At 65.8% G+C, this 24,540-nt stretch carries 20 protein-coding genes; 7 read left to right on the forward strand and 13 right to left on the reverse strand.

The features are described from left to right. Position 1: 1 nt before the first annotated feature. Together APS40_RS15265 and APS40_RS15270 are read right to left on the reverse strand one after the other, a co-directional pair. Entirely contained in the window at positions 2 to 1,021 is a 1,020-nt protein-coding gene (locus APS40_RS15265) for a hypothetical protein (protein WP_055047867.1), read from the reverse strand. Positions 1,022 to 1,142: 121 nt separating this feature from the next. Beyond that, a complete protein-coding gene (locus APS40_RS15270) occupies positions 1,143 to 1,850 on the reverse strand; it encodes a GntR family transcriptional regulator (protein ID WP_055047868.1) in 708 nt (235 codons plus the stop codon). A gap of 252 nt (positions 1,851 to 2,102) precedes the next feature. Between APS40_RS15270 and APS40_RS15275 the strand changes: the two genes are divergently transcribed. The 6 genes from APS40_RS15275 to APS40_RS15300 all read left to right on the forward strand — a co-directional run bounded on the left by APS40_RS15275 (position 2,103) and on the right by APS40_RS15300 (position 9,354). After that, positions 2,103 to 3,347: an ABC transporter substrate-binding protein gene (locus APS40_RS15275; RefSeq protein ID WP_055047869.1), complete on the forward strand. Its 1,245-nt coding sequence runs from the start codon at positions 2,103 to 2,105 to the stop codon at positions 3,345 to 3,347. 69 nt (positions 3,348 to 3,416) lie between these two features. Then, positions 3,417 to 4,358 (forward strand): carbohydrate ABC transporter permease, encoded by a 942-nt coding sequence (locus APS40_RS15280; protein ID WP_055047870.1) that lies wholly within the window; start codon positions 3,417 to 3,419, stop codon positions 4,356 to 4,358. 10 nt (positions 4,359 to 4,368) lie between these two features. Further along, the gene (locus tag APS40_RS15285; RefSeq protein WP_055047871.1) at positions 4,369 to 5,211 is read left to right on the forward strand and encodes a carbohydrate ABC transporter permease; all 843 of its coding nucleotides are present in this window, start codon (positions 4,369 to 4,371) and stop codon (positions 5,209 to 5,211) included. Between the two features lie 22 nt (positions 5,212 to 5,233). Further along, complete coding sequence (locus APS40_RS15290; protein ID WP_055047872.1) at positions 5,234 to 6,157, forward strand: dihydrodipicolinate synthase family protein; 924 nt, start codon at positions 5,234 to 5,236, stop codon at positions 6,155 to 6,157. A gap of 51 nt (positions 6,158 to 6,208) precedes the next feature. Continuing rightward, complete coding sequence (locus APS40_RS15295) at positions 6,209 to 7,528, forward strand: mandelate racemase/muconate lactonizing enzyme family protein (protein WP_055047873.1); 1,320 nt, start codon at positions 6,209 to 6,211, stop codon at positions 7,526 to 7,528. Between the two features lie 215 nt (positions 7,529 to 7,743). Next, the gene (locus APS40_RS15300) at positions 7,744 to 9,354 is read left to right on the forward strand and encodes a GMC family oxidoreductase (protein ID WP_055049685.1); all 1,611 of its coding nucleotides are present in this window, start codon (positions 7,744 to 7,746) and stop codon (positions 9,352 to 9,354) included. Positions 9,355 to 9,507: 153 nt separating this feature from the next. On the opposite strand, the gene APS40_RS15305 is transcribed toward APS40_RS15300, so the two are convergent. From APS40_RS15305 to APS40_RS15320, 4 genes are all read right to left on the reverse strand, one after another. Beyond that, on the reverse strand, positions 9,508 to 12,687 hold the full coding sequence (locus APS40_RS15305; RefSeq protein ID WP_055047874.1) for an alpha-mannosidase: 3,180 nt from the start codon (positions 12,685 to 12,687) through the stop codon (positions 9,508 to 9,510). Positions 12,688 to 12,692: 5 nt separating this feature from the next. Further along, entirely contained in the window at positions 12,693 to 13,505 is an 813-nt protein-coding gene (locus tag APS40_RS15310; RefSeq protein ID WP_055047875.1) for a carbohydrate ABC transporter permease, read from the reverse strand. Continuing rightward, positions 13,505 to 14,395, reverse strand: coding sequence for a carbohydrate ABC transporter permease (locus APS40_RS15315; RefSeq protein WP_055047876.1), 891 nt, complete (start codon positions 14,393 to 14,395; stop codon positions 13,505 to 13,507). The genes APS40_RS15310 and APS40_RS15315 overlap by 1 nt, the downstream gene beginning before the upstream one ends. Positions 14,396 to 14,502: 107 nt before the next feature. After that, positions 14,503 to 15,816: an extracellular solute-binding protein gene (locus APS40_RS15320; protein WP_055047877.1), complete on the reverse strand. Its 1,314-nt coding sequence runs from the start codon at positions 15,814 to 15,816 to the stop codon at positions 14,503 to 14,505. A 282-nt stretch (positions 15,817 to 16,098) separates the two neighbouring features. Between APS40_RS15320 and APS40_RS15325 the strand changes: the two genes are divergently transcribed. Next, the gene (locus APS40_RS15325; protein WP_055047878.1) at positions 16,099 to 17,142 is read left to right on the forward strand and encodes a LacI family transcriptional regulator; all 1,044 of its coding nucleotides are present in this window, start codon (positions 16,099 to 16,101) and stop codon (positions 17,140 to 17,142) included. A gap of 195 nt (positions 17,143 to 17,337) precedes the next feature. Here APS40_RS15325 and APS40_RS15330 read toward each other — a convergent pair whose 3' ends face one another. From APS40_RS15330 to APS40_RS15360, 7 genes are all read right to left on the reverse strand, one after another. Beyond that, positions 17,338 to 18,141 carry an alpha/beta fold hydrolase gene (locus tag APS40_RS15330; RefSeq protein ID WP_055047879.1) on the reverse strand — a complete coding sequence of 268 codons (804 nt, stop codon included), beginning with the start codon at positions 18,139 to 18,141 and terminating at the stop codon, positions 17,338 to 17,340. Between the two features lie 123 nt (positions 18,142 to 18,264). After that, positions 18,265 to 19,401, reverse strand: a complete 1,137-nt coding sequence (locus tag APS40_RS15335) for an alpha-D-ribose 1-methylphosphonate 5-triphosphate diphosphatase (protein ID WP_236884115.1) — start codon at positions 19,399 to 19,401, stop codon at positions 18,265 to 18,267. Positions 19,402 to 19,672: 271 nt separating this feature from the next. Continuing rightward, the gene (locus APS40_RS15340; protein WP_055047881.1) at positions 19,673 to 19,999 is read right to left on the reverse strand and encodes an NIPSNAP family protein; all 327 of its coding nucleotides are present in this window, start codon (positions 19,997 to 19,999) and stop codon (positions 19,673 to 19,675) included. A 149-nt stretch (positions 20,000 to 20,148) separates the two neighbouring features. Further along, a complete protein-coding gene (locus APS40_RS15345) occupies positions 20,149 to 21,027 on the reverse strand; it encodes an SMP-30/gluconolactonase/LRE family protein (RefSeq protein WP_055047882.1) in 879 nt (292 codons plus the stop codon). Between the two features lie 3 nt (positions 21,028 to 21,030). After that, entirely contained in the window at positions 21,031 to 22,017 is a 987-nt protein-coding gene (locus APS40_RS15350; protein WP_055047883.1) for an ABC transporter permease, read from the reverse strand. Then, positions 22,014 to 23,030 (reverse strand): ABC transporter permease, encoded by a 1,017-nt coding sequence (locus APS40_RS15355; protein WP_156342951.1) that lies wholly within the window; start codon positions 23,028 to 23,030, stop codon positions 22,014 to 22,016. Before APS40_RS15355 ends, APS40_RS15350 begins: the two co-directional genes overlap by 4 nt. After that, entirely contained in the window at positions 23,027 to 24,529 is a 1,503-nt protein-coding gene (locus APS40_RS15360) for a sugar ABC transporter ATP-binding protein (protein ID WP_055047884.1), read from the reverse strand. Before APS40_RS15360 ends, APS40_RS15355 begins: the two co-directional genes overlap by 4 nt. Positions 24,530 to 24,540 lie beyond the last annotated feature (11 nt).

Consider the following 24,540-nt stretch of genomic DNA (forward strand, 5'->3'; position numbering starts at 1 on the left):
GTCAGACGACCTTCGCCGCCTCCACTGCAATGCGATAGCGCGTCACAAACCGCTCCCCTGCGCTGAACCGCCTCGCCGTCTTCGTCCCCCGCCGCGAGATCGGGTTGTCCGCCCCGGAAATCTGCGGCCCGAGGTCAAACGCCGAACAGATCGGCTCGAACCCCAGTGCCAGGTGCCGGCCGTTCCACGGCGCCATCTGCCGGCCGCGGTTCGACATCCAGAGCAAGGCGCTCGGGAAGTGCTCCTTGTTCCAGCTGAGCCGCACCCGGTAGCCTTCAGCACTGTTCCACAGCGAGGCGGTGCCGGGCATGTCGAGCAGTTGCAGGATTTCCTCGGTCGCCTGCGGCAGCGGCACTCGGGCGACATCGAGTCGCGACCCATTCTGCAGCGCCACATCGCGCCACGGCGTCTGAAACCGGCCCTGTTCGAAGATCGAGCTGTCGTCGACCGGTCCGGGGAAAGTCGCCCCGGTGATTTCGTCACCCACTTCGATATGCATGGCGCCAACTTTGCTCGGCAGCCGGAACGATGGGTGGAGGCCCAGCGGCAGAGTGCAGTCGGCTCGGGCCTCGATGGTCAATTCGAAGTCGAGCGCCGTCGTCTGGGGATCGGGCGTGACGCGCCGATGCAGCGCCTTGATCGGGTGGGCCTCGGGGTAGGCAATGCGCAGCGCGATGCTGCCTTCGGCACCGGTCTCGAACTGCCAGTCATGGTTGGAGCTGAAGCCGTGCGGATCGGTATCGACCGTCGGGCTTGCCGACGATCGCGGCCAGTCGCCCCTCGCCGCGCGATCCCCATCGACACCGAACGGCACGCATGGCCACTCGCCGCGCAGCCGTTTGAGGATGCCGGGCAGGGCCTCCCCACCGGCCTCGTTCGCCCATGGCGCCACCTGGAACGGCGCCACCGGCCTTCCGTCGGGCAACACGAACAGCGTCGGCCCGATCATCCCGCCCAGGCTCTCGACGCTGACCACGCCATGCGCCCACACCAGCGACCGCGCCTCACCCAACCTGGTCATCGTCACTCCCTCGCTTTGTTGCCGCGAAAGTGAGCCATTGCATCGCCGGCGACAACCGGGGACGTGACGTTTTCGATGCAACTGGCTGGCGACGCAGACTTAGGAGCTGCCTGGGCCCGGCTCAGCGCTTCGTCGCCTCGTACGCCGCCAGCACGTCACCGAGCGTGCCGCGCACATGCTGCGCATTGATCTTCGCCGCTGCGTCCGGGTCGCGCCGGCGGAAGGCATCGAGCAGTGCGTGGTGCTCCGCTTTCACGCGCTGCGCAAACGCCGCTGTGCGACCGCGCTTGTTCATCAGGCTTTCGCTCAGTCCGTAATAGCGGGCGATCAGGTCAGCCGCTTCCAGGTTGCCGCCATGGGTGTTGATGAAGCGGTGGAAGGCGTGGTTGGCGGCATCGATCCGGACCCAGTCCATCGCGTCGATGGCCGCATCATGCTCGACTTGCAGCGCCTCGAGTTTCCTGAGCGAGGACAGTGAGGCTTCCTCGGCGAACTGCCGCGCCAGGAACGATTCCAGCGCCTCGCCGATCTCGTGCGAATAGACCAGCCGGTTGCGGTCGATCTCGCGCACCCGCGCTCCGTGGTTGGGGATCATTTCGACCAGCCCTTCGCCCTCGAGCTGCTGCAATGCCTCGCGCACCGGCTGCACGCTGACCCCGAAGCGCTCAGCGATGGCCGTCATCCGCAGCCAGCCGCCCAACGGGATGTCGCCGGCAATGATCTCGGTCCTCAGCAGGTTGGTGACCCGCTGATAGGTGGTCTCGGTCTTCGCCTCCGAAGCGCCGTTTCGCCTGCGGGGCTTGGCTACCGGTGGCGCGTCCTGATCCATGGCATCCTCGGCACAATGTCGTATCGTATACGATGTTGACAGGTTTGATACGATCTTGCATGTTCGTATACGCACCTGCTGTCGGGCGGTCCAGCGGAAATCCCACAACACGCCGCTGGGCGTCGTCTCACGTCAGGTGATTAGCAACGCGATGGGCGATTGCAACGGCATTTCAGGCCGCGGCGGAACTTTGCGCTTGTTTTGAAAGGCGGACCAGCAAGTCCGCCGAAATGGCTTACTGGGAGGATCATTGTGATCAAGAAGCTATTGTTGGCCGCCGCCATCGGGCTGGGGGCCAGTCTCGCTGCGCTGCCCGCGCAGGCGCAGACCATGCTCGACTTTTCGTCGTGGCAGCTAGAAGAGCCCGGCAACTCCGACTGGTGGAAGGCCGTGATCAACGCCTTCGAGAAGGAGAACCCGGATATCAAGATCGGCCGCGTCTACGTGCCGTTCGCCGACTACCTGACGCAAATGACCATCCGTTTCGCCTCCAACCGCGCGCCGGCCGTGTTGCAGATATCGGAGCAGAATTTCGGCGCCTATGCGGCGCAGGGCTGGCTTGCCGGGCTCGACGAGCACATCAAGGGCACCGACATCGAAACCGGCTGGGCCGGGGCGCAGGCGGGCCTGACCTGGGATGGCGAGACACGCGGCGTCGTCATTTCGAATAGCGCCCTGATGCTGTTCTACAACGAGAAGCTGCTGGCCGACGCCGGCGTCGCCGTGCCGACCAATTTCGCCGAGTATCAGACGGCCGTGGCGGCGATGAGCAAGCCGGCCGATGGCGTGTTCGGCCTTTCCGCCGTCACCACCGAACACCCCACGGTGATGGAAGACCTGCACCGCTACATCAAATATGCCGGCACCGACGTGATCGTCGACGGCAAGTACAACCTCACCTCGCCCGAGGTGATCGCGGCGGTCGAGACCTACCGCAAGACCGTCGGCAAGAATGCCCCGCTCGGCAACAACTCCGCCGTGGCGCGCCAGCTCTTCGTCGACGGCAAGACCGCCTTCCTCATCGATGGGCCCTGGGTCTGGTCATGGCTCGAGAAGGCCACGCCCGAGATGCGCCCCAACCTCAAGATGGTGCGCGTGCCGTGGGATCCGCAGCAGGCGCCGGGTGGCATCACTATCCACATTGCCGAGGGGCTCGACGAGGCGACCGAAGCTGCTGCCTGGAAGTTCATCGAGTTCGCGACCAAGCCGGAATGGCAGCGTGAGTATCTCATCATCACCGGCCAACCCTCGGGTCGTGCTGCTTCGGTGCTGACCGCTGAAGATGAAGCCCAGTCTCCGCATCTGGCGCTGATCAGCGACGCCGCCAGGGACGGTCTGCCGCTTTTCTCGTCGGAGCAGGCCGTGCGCGCCAACTTCGCCGAATATTCGGCCATCCTCCGCACCGCTGCGCTCAAGGTGCTGACCACCGAGGATCCGATCGACAGGATCCTGGCTGACGCTCAGGCCGAACTCGAGCGCGCCGTTCCCTTGAACTGACGCGCTCCCCGGGCGCGACCCGCCTCCCTGGGTCGCGCCTCCCATTCTTCCAGGACCAGGATGCAGCGAATGACGAATACGTCCTCGCTCGACAGCAGCGCGCTGAAGCCGCGGCTGTTCGACATCAACTATCACCGCCGGCAGACGCTGCTGAGCTTCGCCTTGCTGCTGCCCGCTGCCGCGGCCGTGCTGATCCTGATCGTCTACCCGCTGTACCAGGTGCTCGACATCTCGTTCCGCGACGGCAAGGTGATGAACTTCGCGAGGATTGGCGAGCTGCCGCTCGGCTTCGGCAACTACGCCCGCGTGCTGACCGATCCGCTGTTCTGGCGCTCGACGCTGAACTCGGCGCTTTATGTCGGCGGCAGTGTCGGTGGCGCCTTCCTCGTGGGGCTCGGCACCGCGTTGCTGCTCAACAAGCAGCTGCCCGGCAACCGCATCCTCCGCACCATCGTCCTGATCCCCTGGGCGGTGCCCGGGGTGATCGTCGCCATCATGTTCCTGTGGGTGCTCGACGGCTCGTTCGGCGTGTTCAATGCCATGCTGCGCAGCCTTGGGCTGCTACAGGGCGAGATGCCGTGGTTCGTCGACAGCCGTACTTCGCTCCTCGCGGTCGTCCTGCCGACTATCTGGAAGACCTATCCGCTGATCACTCTGACCATTCTCGCAGCGCTGCAGTCGATCCCCAAGGAGCTCTATGAGGCCGCCAATGTCGATGGCGCCACCAACCCACAGCAGTTCGGCTACATCACCTGGCCGGGCATCCAGACCGCCTCGTTCCTCGTCATCATGATCTCGGCGCTGGGCGTGTTCCGCGATGTCGACATCATCTTCGCCACCACCGGCGGCGGGCCGGCGCATGCCACCGAAACGCTGGCGCTCTATGTCTACAAGGAGGCCTTCCACTATTTCCGCATGGGCACCGCCACTGCCGTCGGCACGCTGATGATCGCCGCCGCCTTCCTGATTGCCGTCAGCATGGCCGCGCTGGCGCGCCGCTCGAAGTTCTGAGGCCACGCCGATGAAACCCGCCCTCACGCCCATGCGCATCCTCGGCTTCCTGGTCCTCGCCGGCTTCGCTTTCATCACGCTGTTCCCGTTCTACTGGATGGTCATGACGGCGATCATGCCGACCGACGCGATCCTGTCCCGAGAGCCCTCGCTGCTGCCCGACCTCGGCCGGGTGCGCTTCGATGCCTTCGTGAAAGTGTTCGAGAACCGGCCGTTCTTCACCTGGATCATGAACAGCCTGATCGTCGCCACCGCCTCGACCCTGCTGAGCCTGTTCGTCTCGACGCTGGCCGGCTACTCGCTGTCGCGTTTCTCGAGCCCGCCGCAGCAGGCGCTGGGGGCGACGCTGCTGGTCAGCAAGCTCATCCCGGCCAGCCTGATCCTGATCCCGCTGTTCATCATCTACACCAATACCGGGCTGTTCAACTCGCTCGCCGGGATCGTGCTCGCCAACATGACCATCGGCGTGCCGCTCGCCACCTGGCTGATGAAGGGGTTCTTTGACCGTATCCCGCGCGAGCTCGAACAGGCGGCGATGATCGATGGCGCGAGCCAGCTGCAGGCCATGCGCCTCGTGATTCTGCCGTTGGCGAAGCCCGGGCTCGCCGCCTCGACCGTCTACCTGGTGCTGACCAGCTGGTCGGAATTCATCTTCGCCCGCACCCTGGTCGACAAGCCCGAAGTGCAGGTGCTGACCGTCGGCATGCAGTCCTTCGTGGGTGAGCAGATGGTCGACTGGTCAATGCTGATGGCGGCTGGCACGATCTCGGTTCTGCCCGCTATCGTCCTCTTCATCTTCCTCGAGCCGTTCCTGGTCTCCGGCATGACCAAGGGCGCCCTCGCCGGCACCTGATCCCACAGAAGGCAAAGCAAAAATGGATCGCAACGACTACCGCGGCATCTTCGTGATCGTCACGACGCCGTTCACCGACGACTTCCGGCTGGATGAGGCAGCCCTGGAGCGGACTCTCGACTTCTGCCTCGCCGCCGGCGTCCATGGCGTCGTCGCCAACGCGCTCGCCAGCGAGGGCTTCTACCTCAGCGAAGCTGAGCGCCGGCGTGCCGCCGAGATCGTCGTCAACAAGGCCAAGGGCAAGGTACCGGTGATCGTCGCCGTCTCGGCGCCGCACTATCACCTTGCCGTCGAATTCGCCCGCCATGCCGCAGAGATCGGCGCCGACGCAGTGATGTCGCTGCCGCCGACCCTCCACCCCTCGAGCCCGGCCGATATCAAGGCGCACTACAAGGCCATCGGCGCCGCCACGAAGCTGCCCCTGGTGATCCAGAACGTCTCGGGGCAGGGCGCTTCGCCACTCAGCGCCGGCCTGATCGCCGAACTGGTCAAGGAAATCCCGACCGCCCGCTTCGTCAAGGAAGAGTCGGGCTATCCGGCCCAGACCGTCGGCGAGATCATCCGGCTCTGCGGCGACAAGCTCGAGGGCGTGATGGGCGGCAAGGCCGGCAAGACCCTGATGGAGGAAGTCCGCCACGGCGTTTCCGGCACCATGCCGGCCTGCGAGATCGCCGACGTGCACGTGGCGTTGTGGAACGCCATCGAGGCCAAGGACGACAAGCGCGCCCGTAACATCTTCCAGCGCCTGCTGCCGCTGCTCGACATGGAGAGCAATTACGGCATGCCGCTGATGAAGGAGGTGCTGAAGGCGCGCGGCGTGATCCCATCCAATGCGGTGCGCCAGTCCGGCTTCCGCGCGCTCGACGACGCGGCTCGCGCCGAGGCCGCCGCCATCATGGATGATCTCGCCGACCTGATGCTCCCCGCCTACACGCACCGCCGCTGAGCGGCCAACCCCTTTGCCGGCTCTGCCGGCCGTGACCAACCGAGAAAGCAAATGACCGACAAGCAGCTGGGGCGGATCGAAAACGCCATAACCACCCACTCCAACCCGTCCGAGCTCCGCATCACCGATATGCGCCTCGCGGTGGTGGCCGCCAATTACGACTACCCGATCCTCAGGATCGACACCAACCAGGGTGTCTACGGCCTGGGCGAAGTGCGCGATGCCGGCCATGCCAGTAACGCGCTGCAGTTCAAGTCGATGCTCATCGGGCAGAACCCCTGCAACGTCGACATGATCTTCCGCGCCATAAAGCGCTTCGGCAACTGGGGCCGCGAGGGCGGCGGTGTCTCGGGCATCGAGATCGCGCTGATGGACCTGATCGGCAAGGTCTATGGCGTGCCGTGCTACCAGCTGCTCGGCGGCAAGTATCGCGACAAGGTCCGCCTCTATGGCGATACCCCGACCCCGGATGATCCGACGCCGGAGGATTTCGTCGAGGCGGTGAAGGGCCGTCGCGACCGCGGCCTCACCTGGATCAAGTTCGACTTGCGTCCCAGCCTGTTCGAAACCGGTGACAGCCCGCTGATCGGCCACGATGCGCGGCACGAAACCGATTTTGAAATGGGCAAGTGGTTCAAGGCCCCGATGGCCGGCCGCGGCGTCAAGCTCACCGAGGAGACCATCGAGCGCGCCGCCCATGTGGTGTCCGAGGTGCGCAAGGCCGTCGGCAATGGCATCCAGCTCTGCGTCGACCATTTCGGCGAGAACTACCTCACTGCCGATGAGGTGATCCGGCTCGGCAAGGCGCTCGAACCCTACAACCTCGCCTGGATGGAAGACCCGGTGTCGCGCTTCGATATTCCCGGCCACAAGGTGGTGGCCGACGCGCTGCTGACCCCGATCGCCGCCGGCGAGGACCTCTACCTGCGCGACGGCTTCCGCGAAGCCATCCAGACCCGCGCCTTCGACATCGTCCACCCCGACCTCTTGACTTCGGGCGGCCTGATGGAGACCAAGCGCATCTCCGACGATGCGGAAGAGCAGGGCATCCCGACGGCGCTCCACTGCGCCGGCTCGCCCATCGGCTTCATGGCCAATATCCACACCGCCGCGGCGATCTCGAGCTTCCTCGCCTGCGAGCACCACGGCCTCGACCTGCCGTTCTGGGAGAGCCTCGTCACCGGCTTGCCGAAGGACTACATGGCCGATGGCTACGTCACCGTGCCGGATGCACCCGGCCTCGGCGTCGATCTCAACCTCGAGGCGATCGAAGAGAACCTCCGCACCCCCGGCACCATGTTCCTCCCCACCGACGAGTGGAACACCCCCAAGCTCGGCTTCTGGCGCCCGGACGATCGCTGGCCGGAGTAACCCAGCCATGCGACATCCGTGCTGGACTTCGGCCGGAACCGCCGCTATGTGAACGCCGTCATCGGGCTTCGCCGCCCGGTGGCTGAGGCCCAACTGGAGATTCCACCTCCTGGTTGGGCCTCTCTGTTTCTGCACCCCGTTCCGATTGACGAGTGCCGCCGCCGCGTGGTCACTGCGGCGGAGGAGCAGAGGGGGCCGGGCTGGACACCGAGATCATCGATACCGGGGCGCCGCGCTTCGACTACATCGTGGTCGGGGCGGGCAGTGCCGGCTGTGCGCTGGCCAATCGGCTGACGGCGTCAGGTCGGCATTCGGTGTTGCTGCTCGAAGCCGGCGGCAAGGATGACTGGATCTGGTTCCACATCCCCGTCGGCTATCTCTACGCCATGGGCAACCCGCGGGCCGACTGGTGCTATCGCACCGAGCCCGTGCCGGGGCTCAACGGGCGCTCGCTCGGCTATCCGCGCGGCAAGGTGATCGGTGGCTCGTCGGCCATCAACGGCATGATCTACATGCGCGGCCAGGCCGCCGATTACGATCACTGGCGCCAGCTCGGCAACCCCGGCTGGGGCTGGGACGACGTGCTGCCGCACTTCCTGCGCAGCGAGCGTCGCGCCGGCGCGCCTGACCCGCTGCATGGGCGGGACGGCGAGCTCAGGGTCGAGAAGATGCGGCTCAGCTGGAAGGTGCTCGACCTGTTCCGGGCTGCAGCGATCGAGCAGGGCATCCCGGCGACCGCTGATTTCAACAGTGGCGACAACGAGGGTGTCGGCTACTTCGAGGTCAATCAGAAGCAGGGCCTGCGCTGGTCCGCCGCCTCGGCCTTCCTGAAGCCGGCACTGGGCCGGGCGAACCTGACGCTATGGACCGGTGCCCAGGCGCTGCGGTTGGTGACCGAGGGCCGTCGCATCACCGGCATCGAGGTCCGGCATCAGGGCCGGATCAAGCTGCTCAGGGTCGGCCGCGAGGTGGTGCTCTCCGCCGGCGCGGTGAACTCGCCGCAACTGCTGCAGCTGTCCGGCATCGGCAACCCGGAGCGGTTGGCCGAGCACGGCATTGCCACGGTGCATGAGCTGAAGCAGGTGGGCGAGAACCTGCAGGATCATCTGCAGCTGCGCCTGATCTTCAAGGTCAGCGGCCTGCCGACGCTCAACGTTTCAGCCAACAGCCTCGCCGGCAAGGCCGGCATGGCCATGCAATATGCGCTGGCGCGGCGCGGGCCGATGACCATGGCGCCTTCGCAACTGGGCGGCTTCACCCGTTCGTCGCCCGAGCGCGCCACGCCCGACCTGCAATTCCATGTGCAGCCGCTGAGCCTCGACAGGTTCGGCGAGCCGCTGCATCGCTTCCCGGCCTTCACCGCAACGGTCTGCAACCTTCGCCCGCAGAGCCGCGGTCACATCCGGCTCGCCAGCGCCGACCCGACGGCCGCGCCGCTGATCCAGCCGAACTACCTGTCCGCCGCCGCTGACCGCGAGGTGGCGGTGGAAGCGATCCGGCTGGTGCGGCGCATCGTGCTGGAGAGCAAGGCCTTCGCCCCCCACCGACCCGAGGAGTACCGGCCGGGGCCGAGCTTCAGCACCTATGCCGAACTGGAGCAGGCCGCCGGCGATATCGGCACCACCATCTTTCATCCGGTCGGCACCTGCCGCATGGGCAGCGACCCCGCCGCGGTGGTCGACCCGCGACTGCGCCTCAATGGCCTCGCCGGGCTGCGCATCGCCGACGCCTCGGTGATGCCGACCATCACCTCGGGCAACACCAATGCGCCTACCATCATGATCGCCGAGAAGGCCGCGGCGATGCTGTTGGAGGACGCGGGCTAGGTGGCCGGCGCCGGTGCGGGCCGACCCCCACCCTTGATCCCTCCCCGCAAGGGGAGGGAGACGCCAGAAGCGGGATGTCGGTGTGAGGGTCCCCCTCCCCCTTGCGGGGAGGGGACAGGGGTGGGGGGCCACAGCCACCGGCCGCAGCGGTCTTCAGCCCTCCACCTCCAGCAGCAAGGTCGCGATCTCGAACGGCCTCAGCTGCAGCGTCACGCTGTTGCCGCTGACCGCCACCGGCTCGCCGCCCTCTTCCATCAGGTTGACCAGCCTCGCCGATTTCACCGGCACGCCGAAGCTGATGGTGGCGGTGGCGCGGGCATTGGCGTGCTCGAACACCCGCAGCACCAGCGCATCGCTCTTTTCGGCCTTCTTCACGGTCTCCAGCGTGACATTCGGCTTGTCGACCGAGGCGAACGAGAAGCTGGTGCTTTCGAGCGCACTGGAGGCGCGCGTCGAGCTGTCGCCGATCACCGCCACCGGATTGTTGAACCGCTCGGCCGCCACCGGCACGCTGGCGAGGTCGCTCGTCCCCTCATGCACCAGCAGCGCATATTTGATGCGGTGCTCGCCGCGGTCCGAGGCCGGATCGGGGAAGGTGGCGCCACGCAAGAGCGTAATGCGCACCAGTTGCTCGACCGCGTCATAGCCGTACTTGCTGTCGTTGAGCAGCGCAGCGCCGAAATCCGGCTCGCTGATGTCGACCCAGCGATGCATGCTGGCCTCGAACCGGGCCCGGTCCCAGCTGGTGTTGCGGTGCGTCGCGCGCTTCACATGGCCGAACTGGATCTCCGAGCGGATCTCGGAAATATTGAGATCGAACGGGAACTCCGCCTTGAGCACGGTCTGGCGTTCCTGCCAGTCGATGAAGGTGTCGAACTCGACCTGGCGCGCACCGGCTTCCAGCGACACCACCTGCACCACCTTCGAGCTCAGATACTGCCGTTCGATGCGCAGCGCGGCGCGATAGGGGCCGGTTTCCACCACCTCGATCTTTGCCTTGCCGTCGCTGAGCCGCCAGAACTGCTCCTCGAAATAGCGGTCGATATCCCAAGCGTCCCAGTTGAGCGGCTTGTCCTCGTAGGCGACCAGCCGATTGGCCGTCTCGCCCTGGGCGATCAGCTCGCGGCCAAACTGCTTGTCGAACACCGAGGTGATTTCGCCCTGCTTGTCGAAGCTGACGCGGATCAGCTCGTTCTCCAGTTGCCTGGACGAAGCCTTGAGGCTCGATTTCGGTGCGGTGCCGCCGGCCACCAGCGAGGCAGAGGCCCAGCCGAGTGCCGGCAGGTCGGCTGGCGCCGCCAGCGTGACGCTGCCATCTGCCCCAACCAGCTTCTGCAGCGGCAGGGCTGCGTCGCCCTGGCTGAGCGCCGAACCTTCTGTCGCACCCTCGACGCGGACCAGCGCCTTGTCGCGCCTGTGGCCAGTGAAGTTGAACAGCTGCAAGCCGCCCTTCTGCGTCGGCGCCACTGCTTTCGCCGCGCTGTGCCACGGCCCGTTGCCCGAGGCGAGCGTCGAGAACAGCCCGGCATATTCGGCGTCGCTGTCGACATAGACTTCGGCGATCGAGGTGCCGGGCAGGATGTCGTGGAACTGGTTGATCAGCACCAGCTCCCAGAACTCGTTGAGCTTCTCGCTGGGGTAGGGCGCTCCGCTCCGCATCGACATGGCGCTGAGGAATTCGAGCTCGCGCAGCACCCGTTCGGCGCGGCGGTTATTGGCCTTGTTCTTGGCGACGTTGGTCAGTGTGCCGCGGTGGTATTGCAGGTAGAGCTCGCCGTTCCAGGTGGGGAACCGCATGGCGTTCTCGTCCATGCGCTTGCTGAGCCGCTTGAGGAACGGTCCGATGCCTTCGAGCTTCACTTTCGGCGCGCCGGGGATGCCGCGCTCGAGCCGGGTGCCGCGCTCGATCATGGCGCGGGTCGGCCCGCCACCGCCATCGCCATAGCCGTAGCAGACCAGCACTTCGTCGTTCACCGCTTTCGGCTCATAGCGCTTCCAGGCGCCCATCACTTCGGAGACCGACAGGTCGGAATTGTAGGTGGTGAAGATCCGCTCGCTGTCGAACTTCTGCGCCGTGATCAGCTGCGCCTTGGTTTTGGTGCCGTCGATGCCGCGCCAGAAGAACGTGTCGTAGGGATGCCGGTCGGTGTCGTTCCAGCTGAGCTTCGAAGTAATGAAATACTCGAGCCCCGAGCGCTCGAGGATCTGCGGCATGTTCGCCGAATAGCCGAACGTGTCGGGCAGCCACACGGTATTGGGCACCACGCCGAAATGCTCGAGGTGGAAGCGGCGGCCGCGCATGATCTGGCGCACCATGGATTCGCCCGAGACGATGTTCGCGTCGGGCTCCACCCACATGGCGCCTTCGATCTCGAACTGGCCCGACTTCACCCGCTCGACCACCCCGGCCCAGATCTCCGGGTAGTCCTTCTTCAAGAAGTCGAACAGCACCGACTGGTTGTACATGAAGACGAATTGCGGGTACTCGGCCATCAGCGCCAGCACCGTCGCAAAGCTGCGGCCGGTCTTGTCGCGAGTATGCATCACCCGCCACAGCCAGCCGACATCTAGATGGGTGTGCCCCACCGCCGAAACCGTCGGCTGCACTTCGGTATCGACCAGCTCGTAGATCTTCCTGGCGATCTTTTCCGCCGCGCCGAGCGAGGCCTCGAATTCCGGCGTCACTCCGCCGCGCCGGTCGAGCGCCCGCAGTGATTGCTCGACGAGGTTCATGATGGCGTGGCGGCGGCCGTCGATCTGGGTGAGGCGGGTCGCGACCTCGAGCGGGGTCAACAGGTCGAAATAGAGCTTTTCCGCCCGCTCGTGCCGCACCAGCAGTTCCACCTTGAAGCCGACCAGCGGCCGGTCGAAGAAGGTGAAGGCGTTGACCAGCAGCGTGCGCCTGGTTCCGGGTTTCGCGTTCTGCGCGATCACCAGTTCGGTGTGGTTGCCGTCGATCGCCTGCGCCACATGGCCGTCCAGATAGGCGAGGCACTGCGGATCGGTGGTGCCAGGCCGATCCTGCCACTGCGAAGAGAAGCGCAGGACGAACGTCTTGCCCTTGGCGGCCGGTGGCACCGTGACCTCGGCGGCGAACCAGGTATGCCCCTGCTTTTTCGCCCATACCGTCTTGTCGGTGAAGGGCTGCCAGCTGCGAATATCGGCCTTGAGCGCGGCCTCGGCATCGAGGTCGGCTTCGGTGTAACGCCAGGCGAACTCACCCTCGATCGGCGTCAGGATCTTGGCCTTGAGGTCCGCGCAGAGGCGAAACAGCTTCTCCTCCTGCTTGATGTCATCGTCGAGGAGACCGAGCTTGGTCGCGAGAATGTTCATTGAGGCTACCCTTTGACGCCGACACCGGCGAACCCGGTGTTCATGTTCCGCCGCAGCAGGAAGTACACGCCGACTGCCGGCGCCGCATAAATGATGGAGAAGGCGGCAAGGAACCCGTAGTCGATGGCTCCCATCCGCCCGAACGCGCCGTAGAGCCCCACCGACATCGGAAAGCCCGCTTCGACGCGTGAAAAGATCAGCGGCAGCAGGAACTCGTTCCAGGCGCCGGTGAAGCTGAAGAACCAGACCACCGCGAGCCCCGCCCGCGACATCGGCAGCACGATGCCGGTGACGATCTGCCAGAGCGAAGCGCCGTCGACATAGGCCGCCTCTTCCAGTTCGATCGGCACTGTGTCGAAGAAGTTCTTCAAGAGCAGCAGCGTGAACGGCAGGTTCAGGCAGCTCAGCGCCAGCATGACGCCGAACTGGTTCAGCAGCCCTGACCGCTGCGCGGCGAAATAGAGCGGCACCAGCACGCCGACCGAGGGCAGCATGCGCAGCAGCACCAGCGTCCACAGCAAGGCATTCTTGCCCGGCATCCTGAGCCGCGACAGCGGGTAGGCCGCGGCGGCGCCGACCACCACGCTGATGGTCGCGGTTCCCGCCGCAATCAGCAGCGAGTTGAGGAACATCCGGCCGGCGTCGCCGCCGATCGCCCCGATGAAGTTGTCGACGCCGAAGCGCTGCGGCCAGATGAGCCGCCCGGTCGCGGCGGTATCGAAGGCGTTGCTGAGCAGCCAGGCGAACGGGCTGACCCAGATCACCGCCATGAAGGCCAGCGCGATCGCCATGGGTCGCGAGAGCGTCGTGCGTTCCATTACTTGGGCTCCCGCAGCATGCGCAGATAGACGAGGGAAAGGGCGCCGACGATCAGCAGCATGGCCACCGAAATGGCGCTGCCGAAGCCAAGATTGCCGCGGGCAAAACTCTGGTTGTAGAGGAACAGCGCCAGCGTTTCGGTCTGCCGGCCCGGCCCGCCCCCCGTCATCGCGAAGATCAGCGGGAAGTAGGTGAAGGTCCAGATGGTGATGAAGAGGAGGTTCGTCGCGATGTGCGGCCGGATGATCGGCAGCACCACGAGCCAGGCGCGCTGCCAGCGCGTCGCGCCGTCGATCTTGGCCGCCTCGATGATCTCCCTCGGCACCGAGTCGAGCGCCGCGACGAACAGCAGGTAACTCCAGGCCGTGCCCTTCCAGATATTGGCGATGGTGACGACCGGCAGGGCGAAATCGTTGATGAAGTTGATCGGCTGCAATCCGAACGGCACGACGAACAGCGAGTTGATCAGTCCGGTCTGCGAGGTGGTGGCGGACCAGAGGAACGCTGCCACGATGTCGGGCAGCAGCCAGCCGAGCATGATGCAGACTTCGACCACACTGCGCGTGGTGGAGATCGTGCCGCGCAGCGTCGCCGCGAGCAGGAAACCCAGCACCGACTGGCCGACGATCGCCGAGAAGAAGACGAAGACCACCGTGGTCCACAGCGACTCGAGAAAGCCTTTGCGGGTGAACAGCCGCTCATAGTTTTCGAGGCCCACCCAGGACCATTCGACTGCCTTGCGGCCGGTCAGCCCCAGGTCGGTGAAGCTGAAGGTGAAGGCCCAGCCGGTGAAATAGAGCAGCGCCCCGACCAAGACGATCGCCGGCAGCATGGCGGCACTGAGCACCCACAGGTTGCTGGTGATCCAGGGGTTGGCCTGGTGTCTCATGGACGGCTCGTTCGAATAGAGGACGAACTGGCCCCGCTCGCGGGGCCGGCATCAACCGTCACGGCGGCGCCCGGTCGTCGGGGCGTCGCCGTGTCGGGGAGGATCGCTTATTCGTACGTGATCACCTTGTCCTCGCCGAACTCGTCGACGAGTGCGTCGTGGTAGTTCTTGACCGTCTCTTCGACGCTGGCGCCGTCGAGGATTTCCGTGGTCATCTGCTGCACCAGGGCCGAGACCGTCTGGTAGCCCGGGATGGTATCGCGGCCGGTGGTATCGGCCGCCAGCGCCGTCGCCTTGGCGAGGTAGGCGTCGGCCGTATATTCCGGCGACTCCGAAATGTCGGTGCGGACGCCCATCCGGTGGTTCTTGATGGTCCAGTCCTTGAAGTTACCGACATCGAAGATGGTGGTGAGCAACTGGAACGCCTTGGCCTTGTCGGCGGCCTTGGAGTTCACCGCAATGGTCCAGCCGCCGGAAATGTTGGTGGTCGCCTTGGTGCCCGGATCTCCCGAGCCCGGCCACGGGGTCCAGCCGACCATGGCGTCGCGCTCTTCGCGGCTGGGCAGGTTCACCCCGTTGCAGTCCCACAGGCACGCATCTTCCCACGAGCCGGAAGCCAGGATGCCCAACTGATCGTTGGCCAGTGCCTCACGCACCGCGGCGCCGGGGTCGGCGGCGTAGTTGAGGTCGGCCGGCTGACCGATGTCGTGATAGACCTTGCGATAGAGCTCCAGCGTCTTGCGGATCGCCGGGCTGTCGCCGATCCACTGGCCGGTTTCACGGTTGAGCAGGCGGTTGCGGTCGCCTTCCGGCACGTCGGCGCCGAGCAGCGCCATGTAGAAGCCCTGCATCGTGGCGCCTTCGCCCTGCTTGATGCCGGCCGGCAGCTGGAACGGGTACTTCACACCCGCGTCCTTGAGCTTCTGCGCCGCGTCGAGCACGTCGGCCCAGCTCTTGGGCTCCCATGGCAGCGCGATGCCGGCCTTCTCGAAGTTGGATTTGTCGTACCACAGCATGCGCACGTCGGTGTCGGTGGGCAGCGCGTAGACCTGACCGTCATAGGACGCCACCTCGAGCAGCCCGGGCATGTAGTACTGGTACTGGTCCCAGCCCTTGGCGGACTCGGTCAGGGGCTCGAGGTAGCCGGAAGAGGCGAACTCGGAGACCATGAACGAGTCGAGCTGGATCACGTCGGCGGCGGTGCCGGCGGCGAGATCGAGCGAGGTGCGCTGGTCGTAAGCCGCGCCGGGCAGCTTGATCGCCTCGACCTTTTCGCCGGTCGCCGCTTCGTAGTTGGCGATGCCAGGCTCGACCAATGAGGCCAGCCACTCGGCATACATGATGCTCACCGCCTGCGCGGGAGCCGTGGCGGCCAGCAGAGCAAGCGCCGCCGCAGACGCCAGCAGAGTCCGTTTAAGCATGAATTCCTCCTCCAAGGGTTTGGCGTCGCAGTCCTCATGCGCGGGCTGCGCGGCACCTCCTGAGTGCGCGCCGAGCTAAGCGCATTTATTGCAACGTTGCAATGATCGGCTGGAAATTGTTCGAGTGACGTACGTCAGGCGTATTTACTACATGAAAATCAATATGATGAAGGCTAGCCTCCCATTCCGCGACGATCAAATGGAGATTGCATCGATGCAATTTTCTCTGGTTCCCGCCACCCGATGGCCGGTGTATGAGGAGGCGGGGTCCAAGAAGCGACGATGACGAAGTTCAGGCCAGACGCCGGCAGAGGCATCCGCAAGCCATCGGGCAAGCGGGCAACGTTGAAGACCATCTCGGAGCTGACCGGGCTGAGCCTGTCGACGGTGTCGTTGTCGCTGCGCGGCGGCGCCTCGCTGAAGGAAGAGACCCGTAAGAAGGTTGCCGAAGCCGCGGCGCAGCTCGGCTATGTTCCGGATCGGGCAGGCGTGCGCCTGCGCACCGGCAAGACCAATGTAATCGCCCTGGTGCTCGACGGCTCCGACGAAGCCATCGACTTCTCACGCCATATGATCCGCGGCATCGGCGATGCCATCAGCGGCACCCGCTACCACCTTACCGTCATGCCGGAGTTCGACCGCAGCCGGTCGGTCGAGACGGTACGCTACATTCTCGAGAACCGCACCGCCGACGGCGTCATCATCACCCATACCGGGGCGCGCGATCGCCGTGTGCAGCTGATGATGGATCACGATTTCCCCTTCGTCAGCCATGGCCGGACGGAGTTCTTCACACCACACGCCTTCCACGACTTCCACTCGGAGGCCTTCACCGAACTGGCGGTGGAGCGGCTGGCCGACACCGGAGCGCGCGACATCCTGATCTCGGTCGGCGACGCCACCACCAACAACTATCACAACATCGCCCGCACCTTCGAGCGTACCGTCGCGCGCCGGGGCATTGCCGGCCGCGTCGTGGTGCAGGACAGCATCCGCCCGGCCTCGGCCGAGATGCGGCAGTTCGGCCGCGATCTCGCCGACCGGCCGGACCGGCCGGACGGCATCATCTGCGACAGCGAAACCCGCGCTATCTCGATGCTCTGCGGCCTCGAGGATGGCGGCGTGCTGCTCGGCCGCGACATCGGCTTCATCTGCAAGCAGACCTCCGACATCCTGTCGACCGTGTTCCCCAATGTCGACACCATCGAGGAAGACGTCTACGCCGCCGGCCTGGAACTCACCCGCCTGCTGCTCCGCCGCATCGAGGGCGAACCGGCGGAAGCGCTGCAGACCTTGAGCGAACCAGTGGCGCACTGGCGGAGCTAGACCTGATAGTGCCGGCGGCGGCCCCTCTCCCCTGAGGGGAGAGGGTAGTGGAGCTAGGACCGAAGGTCGCTAGCGGAACTAGGGTGAGGGGTTCAGCTTCTCAGCGAGCGCGTATGGCGCCGCTTCACCCCTCATCCGGCGCTTCGCGCCACCTTCTCCCCTGAGGGGAGAAGCGAAGAAGAGCCGACGTCGGGGCTAGGCGCCAAGCCCCGCGAGAAACTTCAACACCTCCGCATTGAACACCTCAGGCCGCTGCAGTGGCGCAAAGTGGCTCACACCCCGCAGCGTCACCAACTGCGCCCCCGGAATGGTCCGCGCCAGATATGCCGCGTGCTCGGGCCGGATGAATTCCTCGTTCTCGCTCTGCGCAACCGTCACCGGCACACCGATCTCCTCAAGATCGTCCGCCGTCAGGTTCGGCTGCGTTCGCTGCATCAGTCCGACCGCGTCGGAAAACTGCTGGAACGCCTCGGGCGTCGCCGACAGCCGCTGATAGTCCTTCACGTGCCGATTGAAACAACGACCGATCACCGGCGTCATTTCGAACGGGTAGGTGCCGCTGTCATCGACATTGCAGGCAAAGAAGAACAGCCCGCTTACCCGCTCCGGCGCCTGGTCGGCCATGATCAGGCCGGTGCAGGCGCCATCGCTCCAGCCGACAACCGCAGTCCTCTCGAGCCCCAGCGCGTCCATCACCGCGAAGACGTCGGTTGCCATCAATTCGTAACTGTAGGGGCGTTCGTCACGCGAGCTGCGGCCATGTCCCCTGCTGTCGACCACCACCACCTGGTGGCCGGCATCGACAAGCGGCTGTATCTGATGCTGCCAGTTGCCGGCATGGCCAAGCCCGCCATGCAGCAGGATCACCGGCGGTCCGGAGCCGAAGCTCATGTGCCAGATCTGCGCGCCGTCATTGTCCACATAGGCGGAGATGCCGCCGGGCGGCAGTTCCGCCCCCACGGCTTCGAAGTGCTTCAGTTCGTCATCGTTGAAAGTCATGGTCCCTCGTTGCTCGTTTCCGGTTGGCAACGCAACTGGTCGAGCGGGCCGAGGGCTATTCGACATCCCGGAGTCACTGATTTGCTCGTGCCTACCGGAAAGGTCTGCGACCTGTCCGGAAGATCAAGCCAACTGTTTGCCGCCGACCCAGATGCCGCGGATCACCGGCTGCTCGCCGACCAGCCGCACTCGCAGCAGGTCGGCCCTGAGGCCCGGCACGAGCCGGCCGCGATCGGCCATGCCGACCGCGTCGGCAGCATTGGCCGTGACCTTGGCGATCGCCTCGTGCAGCGGCATGCCGCGCCCGGCGAGGATGAACGGCGCGTGCAACAGGCTGGCCGGCACGTAATCGGAGGTGAGAAGGTCCAGCAGCCCGGCATCGGCGAGGCTCGCGGCGCTGGCATTGCCCGAGTGCGAGCGGCCGAGCACCACGTTGGGCGCCCCCATGACGATCTGCATCTTCAATTCGCGCGCCCGCTGCGCCGCGACCAGCGTGGTGGGGAACTCGCTGATGGCGATGCCGTCGGCGTAGGATTCCTCGACATCGGCGATGGTGGTGTCGTCATGGCTGGCGATGCGGAGGTTCCGCGCCCGGCCGAGCGCGCCGATCGCGGCGCGGCCCGGCACCACGTAGGTGGTCTGGTCGGCCCGCCGTCCGGCGAGATACTCGTCGAACTCCTCGTCGGTCCACACCTGCGAGTTCTTCTTGCGGCGGAATTCGCGATAGAGCTGGGTGTTGTGCCACTGCCGCTGTCCCGGCGTGTGGTCCATCACGCTGAGCAGGCGCAACGCCGGATTGTCGATATGGCGCTCGACGATACCGAGCAGCGCCGGGTCGGACAGCTCGCAGCGGAAATGCAGGTAGTGGTTGGCCTTCACCAGGCCGGCATCGCGCGCCTCGGTGAGCCCGGTGATCGCCGCGTCGAGCATCGCAGTGCGCGCCCCGCCGCTGTCATAGTCGCCCAGTGACAGCGCATCGAGCACCGTGGTGACGCCGGCGCCCAGCATCTGCCAGTCATGCGCCAGTACGGCGCTGATCGTCGACGGCCAGCGCACCCCCGGCCGGGGTTGGAAGTGGTGCTCCATATTGTCGGTATGAAGGTCGATAAGCCCCGGCAGCAGCAAATCGCCTTCGAGGTCGATATCGGCGCCCCCGCTCGCTTCCCCCACCGCCGTAATCTGGCCATCGGCAATCGAGAGGTCCCCGTCGATGACGGCGTCCGGCAAGACGAGGCGGGCATTCCTGAAGGTGGTGTTCACGAGCATAGCTTCCGGGTCGGGCGGCGGCGCGGCGGAAGACTCACCGCGCCTGGGAGGGGGAACCGACGCCTGATATGACATGTCCATGACGAATTGACGTCAGATGGGGGCGCCTTCCTAACTTCCAGGCTGGTGGGTGCCGACCTCCACCCCTGTCCTCTCCCCGCAAAGGGGGAGGGAGACGATGGACCGCGATCAGCGTGAGGGTATCCTCCCCTTGCGGGGAGGGATTAAGGGTGGGGGGCAGCCCGCACCGGCTAACCCGCCGTGCTCACTTCACGCTCGAAAAGCTCGTCGGCGTCAGGAACTGACTTGATGCGTTGGCGATCAGCGGCCCGTTGGCCTCCGATGCCTTGCGCGCCGCCTGCCATTCCGGGTCGGCCATGAACGCGGCCCATTTGGTTTCGCGCTCGGCCATCGAGTTCCAGCGCAGCATGTAGGTGAGGTCGTTGTTGGAGGTGCCGATCGCGGTGGTCCAGAACCCGGCCTGCTCGATGCCGTGCCGCTTCCAGATATTGAGCGTGTGGTCCTCGAACCGGCGCTGCAGATCGGCCATGCGGCCCGGCAGGCAATTATAGATGCGCAACTCGTAGATCATGCTTTTCCCTCGGCGGCTGTCTTGCGCCAGCCGCACTTAGCCCAGTCCCGGCGCGATTGACAAACCCTCCGCCATCCCGCAGCAGGCCCCACGGTCGCAACGCCCGCGGCAGGGGCGATGGGAAACCCGGCGCCGGGACCGGCGAATTCTCACCCCCCAAACGCCGGAAGCACCAGACCCGTCACCCCCACGTCGACGGCAAACAATCCGCCCGGATTGCTCTGGCCGACGAAATGCTCCGCCGGGCGCTTCAGCACGGCGGTGGTGACATAGAGGATATCGAGGTTGTCGCCGCCGAACTCGCAGCAAGTGGGCAGATCCGTCGGGAGGACAATCGACTGCATCAGCTTGCCCTTGGGGTCGTACTGGTTCACCCGGCTGGTCACCGGGATGGTCACCCAGTAGCAGCCATCGGCATCGACCGTTGCACCATCGGCGATGCCGCCGCTGCCATCGAGATCGATGAAGGTGCGCTGGTTCTCGATGTTGCCGGTCACCGGGTCGAAGTCATAGGCGCGGACGATCGTCGTGTGACTGTCGGAGAAGTACATCGTCCTGCTGTCCGGGCTCCAGGCGAGCCCGTTGCAGCAGCCGACGCCCTCGATCATCCGATGTACCGACAGATCCTTGTCCATCCGGTAGAGCGAGCCGATAAACTCCACTTTCTTTCCCGGCGCTTCGAACATCGAGCCCGACCAGAAGCGGCCCTGCCGGTCGGGCTTGCCGTCGTTGAAGCGGGTATCGGCGAGGTGCGCTTCGGGATCGACGATCGCCTCGAACGAACCGGTCGCCGGGTCGAAGAAATAGAACCCCGACACCATGGTGACGATGAGTCCGCCTTTCTGCCTGAGTCCGATGCAGCCGAGGAATTCCGGCGACTCCCAGGTGTCGTCCTTGCCGGTTTTCGGGTTGTAGCGGTGGATCAGCTTGCTCCAGATATCGATCCACCACAGCACCCCCGCCTCGGGGTCCCAGATGGTGCCTTCGCCGAGTTCGGCCCTGGCGTCGACGACGCAGGTGATGTCCATGCGCTACTCCCCCTCGCGGTTCGGTTTCTTGCTCTTGGTTCCGAGCCGCCACAGGCTCGAGAAGGTCTCGCTGCCGAGCGAGACGGTGACGAGGATCACCGCGCCGTAGACCACCAGCAGCGCGCCGTTCGAGAGGTTCAATGCCGGCAGCAGCCCGGTCAGGATGGTCAGCACCAGCGCGCCCGCGATCGTGCCGAGATAGTGCCCGCTGCCGCCCAGGATCGACGCACCGCCGATCGCCACAGCGGCAACCGAGGTGAACAGGTATGGGTCGCCCATCCCGAGATAGGCCTGGCCCGAATAGCCCGTCAGCAGCATGCCGGCAAACGAAGCGGTGAGCCCGCTGGTAACGTAGGTGAGGATGATGGTGCGGCTGGTCGGCACACCGGAAAACTCCGCCACGGTGGCGCTGCTTCCCAGGGCATAGAGGTGCCGCCCGAACGCCGCCTTCGACAGCAGTACCGAGGCGACGATGGCGAGGCCGCCCCAGATCAGCGCGATCACCGGCACCGGCCCCAGCCGGCCGACCGCCAGGAACTTGATCAGCTCGGGCGCCGACGGCGTCGGCGAGCCGCCGGTGAACACCAGGATCAGGCCTTGCAGGATGACGTTGGCAGCGAGGGTCATGATGATCGGGGGGACGCCGAACAGCGCAACGCCGACCCCGTTCACCAGGCCGATCAGCGCCCCGCCGGCGAGGATCAGCGGGCCCACCCACACCAGCGGCAGGTCCTGCCCGGCGCAGAACAAGGTCATCAGCACGGCCGCCGAGTTGAGCACCCACGGAATGGAGAGGTCGATGCCGCCGCCGATGATGACGAAGGTCTGCCCCAGCGCCACGATGCCGACGAAGGCGGCGAGCACCAGCGTCGAGCGCAGGTTGCTCTCCGACAGGAAGCCCGGCGAGAACAGGGCGGTGAGCAGCAGCAGCGCCACCATGCCGAGATAGGCAAGGAGGATCAACCGGTTGCGCGAGACGAAGCCGCTCATTGCGCCTGCCCTCGCGCCGCTTTCTCGGCCACCGAGCTCGCCAGCACGGCAAGCAGCAGGATGACCCCGGAGGCGACTGGCTGCCAGTAGCTCGAGACGCGCATGACGAACACCAGGTTGCCGATCAGCGTCAGCACGAAGGCTCCGACGATGGTGCCGGCGAGATGGCCGCGCCCGCCGAAGAGGCTCACTCCACCGATCACCGCGGCGGCCACCGAAGGAAGGATGTAGTCCTTGCCGATGGTCGGCGAGCCGCCGCCGGTCTGCGTCGTGAGATAGATCGCCGCTGCAGCGGCGAACAGTCCCGAGAGCCCATAGGTCAGGACGTTGACCCGGGTGAGTGAGACGCCGGACAGGATCGCGGACTTTTCGTTGGAGCCGGTCGCCTGGATGGTGAGGCCCACCCGCGTCGCGCGGAACCAGGTCCAGAACAACAACAGGCCGATCAGCACCCACACCGGACCCGACAGGCCGAACAGCGTCGAATAGCTGAAGCCGATCCACCAGCCCGGCACCTGCCCGCCATCGGTGGGCAGGATCAGCATCGCCGCCCCGTTGAGGATCGACCAGGTTGCGAGTGTCACGAGGAACGGCTGCAGCTTCAGCACCGAGATCAACAACCCGTTGATCGCCCCGATCGCCGCGCCGAGCAGCAGGATGATCGCCACCCACAGCACGACGTTGAGGGGATCCTCGCCGAACTGAGTCGCCGCGATCACCGTCCCGAGGCTGATCATCCCGCCGATCGACAGATCGATCCCGCCGCGTATCAGCACGATCGTCTGTCCGGTCGCCGCGAGGATCAGCGTCATCGCCGCCGCGGTGTCGAGGTTGAGTTCGTCCAGCGTGAACACGCCGCGCTGCAGCGTGCCATAGACGAGCACGATCGCCAGCAGCATCAGGCAGGCGACCAGGAACGGGGCCCGATCGAGCCACCTGGCGCGCCAGCTGCTGGTTAAGGGCTTCTTCGGCTCTAGGCCGACCTGCTGTTCGAGCGCCGGGGCCGTCATCATGCCGCCTCGCTCTCGAGTACGGCGGCGCGGAGGATGCCTTCCTCCGAGATACGCTCGCCTTCGAGCATCGCCGCGATGCGCCCGTTCTGCAGCACCAGCACCCGATCGGCGACATGCACCAGCTCGGGCAGGTCGCTCGAATAGAAGAGGATCGCGTAGCCCTTGGCCGCGAGGTCACGCATCAGCTGGAAGATCTCGCCTTTGGTCCCGACATCGACGCCGCGCGTCGGATCGTAGAGCAGCAGCACCCGGGCCTCGGTCAGCAGCATCTTGCCGAAGATCACCTTCTGCTGGTTGCCGCCCGACAGTGTCCCCGCCGGCTGCTCCGGCGTTCCCGCCTTGATGCGCAGGAAGTCCATCATCTGGTTGACCAGGGCCGCCTCGCGTTTGTCGTCGAGCAGGCCGTGCGAGGAGAACCGCCGGATCACCGAAAGCGTCAAGTTCTCGCGCACGCTCTTGCTCAGGAGCAGGCCCTGGCCGCGCCTGTCCTCCGGCACCAGCGCGATGCCGTCGCGTCCGATCAGTGCTTCGCGTGGATTGCGGATGCTGGACGGCTTGCCCCATAGTTCGAGCGTTCCGGTGGAACGGCTGGCTCCGAACAAGGCCTGGAACAGCTCGCGCTGCCCGTGCCCCTGCAGCCCGCCGACGCCGAGCACCTCGCCTTCGCGCAGCGCGAAATCGACGCCGGCCAACCGCGAGCCGCTGCCGAACCCGCTGACCCGCAGCGCCACGCGTTCTGTCGCCGTCGCGATGCGCTCGGGATAGAGCCGGTCGAGGTGCCGGCCGATCATCTGCGTCACGATCTCGTCGTCGCTCACCGCATTGGCCTCGTGCGCCGCCACTGTCTTGCCGTTGCGGAAGATCGTCAGCCGGTCGGCGATGGCGCGCACTTCGGCCATGCGGTGCGAGATGAAGATCACCAGCCGCCCTTCGGCGGCGAGTTGCCGGGTGAGCGCCAGCAGCCATTCGGCCTCGCGCGCCGGCAGCGCAGAAGTCGCCTCGTCGAGGATGAGAATGCGCGGGTCTTTGGCCAGCCCCTTGGCGATTTCGACGATCTGCCGTTCGGCGAGAGTCAGCCGCCGCAGCTCGCGTTCCGGCGCGAGGACGGGAAACTTGTACCTGCCGAGGAGTTCGAGGGTCCGCCGCCGCAGCTCGCGGCGATCGACCATGCCGATGCGGTTACGCGGTTCGCGCCGGAACCAGATGTTCTGTTCGACCGTCAGGTCGGGGATCAGCGACAGTTCCTGGAACACTGCGGCGATGCCGCGCTCCTGCGCCGCGTCCGGGTTCGGAGGGCGGTAGTCGGCGCCCTCGAGCCGGATGCTGCCGCCGTCATGCCGCACGGCGCCGGAGAGGATCTGGATGAAGGTGCTTTTGCCCGCGCCATTCTCGCCGAGCAGCGCGTGCACCTCGCCGGCGCGGGCCGAAAAGCTGGCCTCGCTCAGTGCGACGATGCCGCCATAGCGCTTGGTCAGCCCGTTGACTTCGATAAGCTGCATTGACGTCGCCC

It is taken from the genome of Devosia sp. A16 (assembly GCF_001402915.1).
Lineage (GTDB): Bacteria > Pseudomonadota > Alphaproteobacteria > Rhizobiales > Devosiaceae > Devosia_A.

Bases quoted from the DNA above. Each gene is read 5' to 3' on its own strand.
- APS40_RS15330 (WP_055047879.1), bottom strand. From the start codon at position 18,141: ATGACTTTCAACGATGACGAACTGAAGCACTTCGAAGCCGTGGGGGCG.
- APS40_RS15290 (WP_055047872.1), top strand. From the start codon at position 5,234: ATGGATCGCAACGACTACCGCGGCATCTTCGTGATCGTCACGACGCCG.
- APS40_RS15305 (WP_055047874.1), bottom strand. From the start codon at position 12,687: ATGAACATTCTCGCGACCAAGCTCGGTCTCCTCGACGATGACATCAAG.
- APS40_RS15280 (WP_055047870.1), top strand. From the start codon at position 3,417: ATGACGAATACGTCCTCGCTCGACAGCAGCGCGCTGAAGCCGCGGCTG.
- APS40_RS15345 (WP_055047882.1), bottom strand. From the start codon at position 21,027: ATGGACATCACCTGCGTCGTCGACGCCAGGGCCGAACTCGGCGAAGGC.
- APS40_RS15340 (WP_055047881.1), bottom strand. From the start codon at position 19,999: ATGATCTACGAGTTGCGCATCTATAATTGCCTGCCGGGCCGCATGGCC.
- APS40_RS15270 (WP_055047868.1), bottom strand. From the start codon at position 1,850: ATGGATCAGGACGCGCCACCGGTAGCCAAGCCCCGCAGGCGAAACGGC.
- APS40_RS15295 (WP_055047873.1), top strand. From the start codon at position 6,209: ATGACCGACAAGCAGCTGGGGCGGATCGAAAACGCCATAACCACCCAC.
- APS40_RS15360 (WP_055047884.1), bottom strand. From the start codon at position 24,529: ATGCAGCTTATCGAAGTCAACGGGCTGACCAAGCGCTATGGCGGCATC.
- APS40_RS15310 (WP_055047875.1), bottom strand. From the start codon at position 13,505: ATGGAACGCACGACGCTCTCGCGACCCATGGCGATCGCGCTGGCCTTC.
- APS40_RS15320 (WP_055047877.1), bottom strand. From the start codon at position 15,816: ATGCTTAAACGGACTCTGCTGGCGTCTGCGGCGGCGCTTGCTCTGCTG.
- APS40_RS15285 (WP_055047871.1), top strand. From the start codon at position 4,369: ATGAAACCCGCCCTCACGCCCATGCGCATCCTCGGCTTCCTGGTCCTC.
- APS40_RS15315 (WP_055047876.1), bottom strand. From the start codon at position 14,395: ATGAGACACCAGGCCAACCCCTGGATCACCAGCAACCTGTGGGTGCTC.
- APS40_RS15325 (WP_055047878.1), top strand. From the start codon at position 16,099: ATGACGAAGTTCAGGCCAGACGCCGGCAGAGGCATCCGCAAGCCATCG.
- APS40_RS15355 (WP_156342951.1), bottom strand. From the start codon at position 23,030: ATGATGACGGCCCCGGCGCTCGAACAGCAGGTCGGCCTAGAGCCGAAG.
- APS40_RS15350 (WP_055047883.1), bottom strand. From the start codon at position 22,017: ATGAGCGGCTTCGTCTCGCGCAACCGGTTGATCCTCCTTGCCTATCTC.
- APS40_RS15265 (WP_055047867.1), bottom strand. From the start codon at position 1,021: ATGACCAGGTTGGGTGAGGCGCGGTCGCTGGTGTGGGCGCATGGCGTG.